5 protein-coding genes are annotated in these 6358 nt (G+C 69.8%); 1 reads left to right on the forward strand and 4 read right to left on the reverse strand.

What is annotated here, in order from left to right; all coding sequences use genetic code 11:
- Positions 1 to 538: 538 nt before the first annotated feature.
- From ACZ6I3_RS35655 to clpB, 4 genes are all read right to left on the reverse strand, one after another.
- Complete coding sequence (locus ACZ6I3_RS35655) at positions 539 to 1066, reverse strand: YbjN domain-containing protein (RefSeq protein WP_031142427.1); 528 nt, start codon at positions 1064 to 1066, stop codon at positions 539 to 541.
- Between the two features lie 148 nt (positions 1067 to 1214).
- The gene (locus ACZ6I3_RS35660) at positions 1215 to 1901 is read right to left on the reverse strand and encodes a hypothetical protein (RefSeq protein WP_469420360.1); all 687 of its coding nucleotides are present in this window, start codon (positions 1899 to 1901) and stop codon (positions 1215 to 1217) included.
- A 47-nt stretch (positions 1902 to 1948) separates the two neighbouring features.
- Entirely contained in the window at positions 1949 to 2476 is a 528-nt protein-coding gene (locus ACZ6I3_RS35665; protein WP_469420361.1) for a hypothetical protein, read from the reverse strand.
- A gap of 545 nt (positions 2477 to 3021) precedes the next feature.
- The gene (gene clpB / locus ACZ6I3_RS35670; protein WP_469420363.1) at positions 3022 to 5619 is read right to left on the reverse strand and encodes an ATP-dependent chaperone ClpB; all 2598 of its coding nucleotides are present in this window, start codon (positions 5617 to 5619) and stop codon (positions 3022 to 3024) included.
- A 137-nt stretch (positions 5620 to 5756) separates the two neighbouring features.
- Between clpB and ACZ6I3_RS35675 the strand changes: the two genes are divergently transcribed.
- The gene (locus ACZ6I3_RS35675; protein WP_469420365.1) at positions 5757 to 6173 is read left to right on the forward strand and encodes a pyridoxamine 5'-phosphate oxidase family protein; all 417 of its coding nucleotides are present in this window, start codon (positions 5757 to 5759) and stop codon (positions 6171 to 6173) included.
- Positions 6174 to 6358 lie beyond the last annotated feature (185 nt).

The raw sequence follows: 6358 nt of genomic DNA on the forward strand, positions 1-6358 counted from the left end.
TACCCGTGTCGCTCTCGGCCCGGTCGTAGAGCCTGTCGACCCACTGCCGGACCTCGTCAGGGCTCGGGCCCTCGCTCTCAGTCGCCAACGAGGGCGCTCCTTCCGTCCGAAAGCGGGCGAGACCACCTGCCTACCGGTCGAAGTCGCGCACGCAGTGGTCAACTTAGCAAACTTGTGAACCTTCAGTGAAGATCGAGCCCTGGAGTGGGCGACCGAACAGCCGGGCGCTTTCGAGGAGTCGAGGGATGGGTCAGCCGGAGGAGCCGCCCTTGGCAACATGCGGTTGCTGCGCCGCGGCGTGCGGCTGCGCATGATCATGGGGTCCGCGATCATGCGGGACGACACCACCCTGGGAGGGGCGCGGAGGACCAGCACCCGGCCGCGCTCATGCGCCGCCTCGGCGCCGCGAACAGGGTCTAGGCCGCGCTGCTCGCGCGCGAGAAGGGCTGGCTGGGCTGAAAACGCGTACGGCGCGTACAGCACGTACCTGTCCTGCTCGTACGCGCCGACGCGCCGCTGGGGCGAGGCCTCGCTGGGCCTACTCCTCGTCTTCGGGCTTCTCCGCCTCGTTGATCTCCTCCTCGAGACCGAGCTGCTCGATGAGCCACTTGTCGAACTCGATCGCGGCACGCACCCAGCTGACCGTCGAGGAGACGAAGTGCTCCAGGCTGACACCCATGCCGATCAGCATCTGGGCCTCGCCGATGAGGCGGACCGTGCCGTCGTCGTGGGTGTGGCTGTAGACCTTGGGCCACAGCGTGCGACGGTTCCAGTCGTCGATGGACTCCAGGATCTGCGGCTTCGCCTCGATCTCATGGGGCCGGTCGTAGAACGTCCGCACGGAGAAGACCTGCTGGTCTCCCTCACCCCGGAACATGAAGTAGGTGCGGAACTGCTCCCACGGCGCCGCGAGGTCTCCCTCGTCGTCGACGACGTACTTGAGCTCCATCTGGTCGAGGAGCTGCTTCACGAGGTCCTGATCCGGGACGACGGGGCCGGCCGGGCCGCCGGGCTGCGGCTCGGGCTGGCCCCCGAAGTTCGGAATCGAGGACGGGTCGATGGTCACCGTGAATTTCCCTTCGTACGGATTCCGCCATCCTCCCCCATCCGGGGAGGGGGGTGGCAAGCCCGGACCGGCCCCATCAGCCGTCGGCTGACAGGATCCGGCTGGTCGGGGGAAGCACCGGGTACCCACCGGAGCCTTCACACGGCTGTCAGGCGCGACGGACCTCGAAGATGTCGACCTTGTTGTTCCAGTTCCCGCCGCCCGGGTAGTCGAGGTTGGTGAAGTTCGACCAGCCGCCCGGCGGGTCGAGTCGCCGGACCCGGTCCGCGACGGGCCAGGAGCGCAGGTCGGTGATCTTCGCGTCGCCGTAGTTGATCGAGTAGCGGCCGACCCAGTAGTAGACGGCGCTCAGCTTGTCCCGGGCGCCCCACTCCTTGAGGTCCTTCTCCCCGTCGGAGAACAGCCGCAGGAGCTTGCCCTTGTAGCCGACCTTCATATAGAGGCACCAGTAGTCGGCGACGCACCGGGCGGGCGGCGCGGCGGCCGCGCTGGGCCCGGCGGGAGCGGCGGCGCTGGCCTTCAGCGTCTCCTCGCGGATCTCGGCGGGCAGCTCGGGGTCGGCCAGCGCCTCGGCGTCCGAGTCGTAGCAGTGCACCTCACCGCTGGGCAGCTCGGTACAGCTGTCGGCGCCCTCCCACGATTCGGCGAGGTTGATCTTCCGCCCGTCGTACTCGGCGATCACGGGGTTCGCCGGTGCCTCGTCCGCCGGTGTGGCGGTGACCGACGGCTCGGCGGTGGGCTCCTCGTCCGCGTGCACCACGGTGCCGCTGGTGAGCACGAGCACGGTGGCCGAGGCCGTGGCGACGAGGGCGGCCGTCAGCGATCTGCGTATCACGTCTGTCCTCCGGGACGGTGTCGTGGCGGGGTGAGGGGTGTCGCCGGTCAGCCGTGGATCAGCCTGGTGCCATCGAGCTCCTGGGTGATGGCGCCCTTGCCGTCGCCCTCGATGTCGTAGACGACCGTGGCGTCCGACGACCACCACAGCTCACCGTCGTACGTGACGGGCGGAGCGACGCAGGTGTTCTCAGGAGAGTCGTGGACCCACTGGTAGTGGTCGTTGAGGACCTCGGTCATGTCGCAGGTCTTCTTGGACCTGACCTCGTCCGTCCCGGACGTACCGAGGCGCGACTCGACCCGCGTCGTGATCTTGAAGCTGGTGAACCGCGTCGAGCCGTCGATCACCTGGTCGACGCCGAGCTGCCAGTAGACGACCGACTTCCCGGTCATGTTGCCGCTGGACGTCGTGTTCGCCCCGGTGTTGTCCACGTAGTAGGTCGTCTGCGGCTTCTGGCCGGGGAAGACGACGTCGAACTGGGACGAGGCCGTCCAGGCGGCGGCCGGGCCGGCCAGCAGCACGCCGAGGCCGACGGCGGACGCGGTGAGACCGGCTACGGTCAGGGTCTTGCGCATGGGCATTCCTTCCGGGCTGAAGCTGGGGTGGGGACCCGCGAGGGCGGTGGAGTGGAGTGCGGTGCGCGGCAGGGTGCCGGCCGGGGCCTGGTCACCTCTTGCCGATGTGGCGGCGCGTGCCGCGACGCGCTCGCTCCCCGTCAGCGCACGGGTGACGGCGTGAAGTCGCGCGAAATGGCGCGCAGGGATGCGTGCACCCGTGAAAGCCCCCGTGAATTCCCCCGTGAATGGTCAACGCACCAGGAGGGACTGGTCAGGTCCACATCACTGGCAGCCCGGTCACTCTAGGCACAGCGGCAACACACCGACAGTGTGCCGAGGGGACGTGGCCGAGAAGCGCTCCGCGAGCGGAAGCGGCGGCTGAATACGGAAGACCGTTCGAATCCTGCCCGGCGGCTGCGACGCTGCCGTGAAGCGGAGGGCGCGGAGTGGACGGTGGCGGGCCCGAGTTGGCCGAATACCTCGTATGCCGTCGTATGCCCGCACCGACGACGGCCCGCCCCCATGTGCGGGGCGGGCCGTCGTCCAGGCGCGTGTGGTGCCGGTCAGAGCGTCTTGCCCGTCGCCGGGCCCACGATCAGGCCCTCCTCGAAGCGGTCCACCCGGACCGTGTCGCCGTCCTTGATCTCGCCGGAGAGGATCTCCTTGGCGAGGCGGTCGCCGATCGCGGACTGGACGAGGCGGCGCAGCGGACGGGCGCCGTACGCCGGGTCCATGCCCTCCTCGGCGAGCCAGGCCAGGGCCTCGGGCGTGATGTCCAGGGTGAGGCGCCGCTCGGCGAGCCGCTTGGCCAGGCGCTCCAGCTGGAGCTTCGCGATGCGCTCCAGCTCGGGCTTGGTCAGCGCGGCGAAGACGACCAGGTCGTCCAGGCGGTTGAGGAACTCCGGCTTGAAGGAGGTGCGCACCACCTCCAGTACCTGCTCCTTCTTCTCCTCGTCACTGGTGATCGGGTCGACCAGGAACTGGCTGCCCAGGTTCGACGTCAGCACGAGGATCGTGTTGCGGAAGTCGACTGTGCGGCCCTGCCCGTCCGTGAGCCGGCCGTCGTCCAGCACCTGGAGCAGGATGTCGAAGACCTCGGGGTGGGCCTTCTCCACCTCGTCCAGCAGGACGACGGAGTACGGGCGGCGGCGTACCGCCTCGGTGAGCTGGCCGCCCTCCTCGTAGCCGATGTAGCCGGGCGGGGCGCCGACGAGGCGGGCCACGCTGTGCTTCTCGCTGTACTCCGACATGTCGATGCGGACCATCGCCCGCTCGTCGTCGAAGAGGAAGTCGGCGAGGGCCTTGGCCAGTTCGGTCTTGCCGACGCCCGTCGGGCCGAGGAAGAGGAAGGAGCCGGTGGGCCGGTCGGGGTCGGCGATGCCGGCGCGGGACCGTCGTACGGCGTCGGACACCGCCCGCACTGCCTCGGTCTGCCCGATGAGGCGCTTGCCGAGCTCGTCCTCCATGCGGAGCAGCTTCTGCGTCTCGCCCTCCAGCAGGCGCCCGGCAGGGATGCCGGTCCAGGAGGCGACGACGTCGGCGATGTCGTCGGAGCCGACCTCCTCCTTCACCATGGTGTCCTTGGCAACCTCCTCCTCGGCCTCGGAGGCGGCCTCCAGCTCCTTCTCCAGGGCGGGGATCTCGCCGTAGAGGAGCTTGGAGGCGGTATCGAAGTCGCCATCGCGCTGGGCGCGTTCGGCCTGGCCGCGCACCTCGTCGAGGCGTTCCTTCAGCTCGCCGACGCGGTTGAGGGACTGCTTCTCCTTCTCCCAGCGGGCGGTGAGGCCGCGCAGCTCCTCCTCCTTGTCGGCGAGGTCGCGGCGCAGCTTGTCCAGGCGCTCGCGGGAGGCGGCGTCGGTCTCCTTGCCGATCGCCAGCTCTTCCATCTTCAACCGGTCGACGGCGCGCTGGAGTTCGTCGATCTCGACGGGGGACGAGTCGATCTCCATGCGCAGCCGCGAGGCCGCCTCGTCGACGAGGTCGATGGCCTTGTCGGGCAGGAAGCGGGAGGTGATGTACCGGTCGGAGAGCGAGGCGGCGGCGACCAGCGCGCTGTCGGCGATCTGCACCTTGTGGTGGGCCTCGTAGCGGCCCTTGAGCCCGCGCAGGATCGCGATCGAGTCCTCGACGGTCGGCTCGGCGACCAGCACCTGCTGGAAGCGCCGCTCCAGGGCGGGGTCCTTCTCGATCCGCTCGCGGTACTCGTCGAGGGTCGTGGCGCCGACCATGCGCAGCTCGCCGCGCGCGAGCATGGGCTTCAGCATGTTGCCGGCGTCCATGGCGGAGTCGCCGCCCGCTCCGGCCCCGACGACGGTGTGCAGTTCGTCGATGAAGGTGATGATCTGCCCGTCGGAGTCCTTGATCTCGGCCAGGACGGTCTTCAGCCGCTCCTCGAACTCGCCCCGGTACTTCGCCCCGGCGACCATCGCGCCCAGGTCGAGCGCGACGAGCCGCTTGTCCTTCAGCGACTCGGGCACATCGCCCTTCACGATCCGCTGGGCGAGTCCCTCGACGACGGCGGTCTTGCCGACGCCGGGCTCGCCGATCAGCACGGGGTTGTTCTTGGTCCTGCGGCTGAGCACCTGCACGACCCGCCGGATCTCCTGGTCCCGCCCGATGACGGGGTCGAGCTTTCCTTCCCGCGCGGCGGCGGTGAAGTCGGTGCCGAACTTCTCCAGGGCCTTGTACTGGCCCTCGGGGTCGGCCGTGGTCACGCGTCGCTGTCCCCGTGTCTTCTGGAAGGCGGCCTGCAGTTTCTTGGCGTCGGCGCCCTGCTGGGCCAGCACCTCGCCGGCCGCGCCGCCCTTCGCGGCGATGCCGATGAGCAGGTGCTCGGTCGACAGATACTCGTCGCCGAGCTCCTTGGCGCGGGCCTGCGCGTCGGCGACGACGGCGAGCATCTCGCGGTTGGGCTGGGGCGGCGCCACGGTGGAGCCGGTCACGCTGGGCAGCCCGGCGAGCACGCGCTCGGCTCCGGCGCGGACGGCCGCCTGGTCGGTGTCGACCGCCGCGAGCAGATCGGTGATGTTCTCGTTGTCCTTGCCCTGGAGCAACGAAAGCAGCAGATGGGCGGGGGTGAGGTCGGGGTGCCCCTCGGTCACGGCCCGGTTGCTGGCCGCGTTGATCGCGTCCCGGCTCCGGTTGGTCAGCTCGGCGTCCACGTTCGCGTTCTCCTCCTCCTTGCACTGACCCGATCAGCGCAGCGACTCCCTGCGCTGACTCCATCAGCGTACATAAAGTTGAGTCTATTCCACTCAAGGGCGGATCCGGGAGTGCGTGAGGGGCTAAGTTCCCGGTCATGGCCACCAAGTACTCCGTCGATCCGGGTGCCCCCGACCAGCCGTACCTCGCTTTCTGGCGGGAGCGGCACGTCTGCACTCTGACGACTCCCCGCCCGGACGGCACTCCGCACGTGGTACCCGTCGGAGTCACATACGATCCCGAGGCCCGTCTGGCTCGGGTGATCACGAACAAGGCGAGCGCCAAGGTGCGCCACGTACTGGCCGCCGGGGAGCAGGGAGCGGCCGTCGCCGTCTGCCAGCTGGAGGGCAAGCGGTGGGCCACGTTGGAGGGCCGGGCCTTCGTCCACGGCGAGCCCGACCGGGTCGCGGAGGCGGAACGCCGCTACGCCGAGCGCTACGGCCGGACCCCGTCGCCCAACCCGGCGCGCGTGGTGATCGAGATCGAACTGACGCGAGCGATGGGGCGAGGGTGACCAGAAGGTGGCCGGAGTGAAAATCCACACCGGTGATCGATTGCTTCCGGCCACCGCGTGACCAGGTCGATTCCGGGAAATGTCCCCCAAAACTGCAGCGGGGGGGGGGGGGGGGGGGGGGGGGGGGGGGGGGGGGGGGGGGGGGGGAGGGGGGGGGGGGGGGGGGGGGGGGGGGGGGGGGGGGA

The sequence above is a fragment of the Streptomyces sp. NPDC041940 genome (assembly GCF_055589465.1).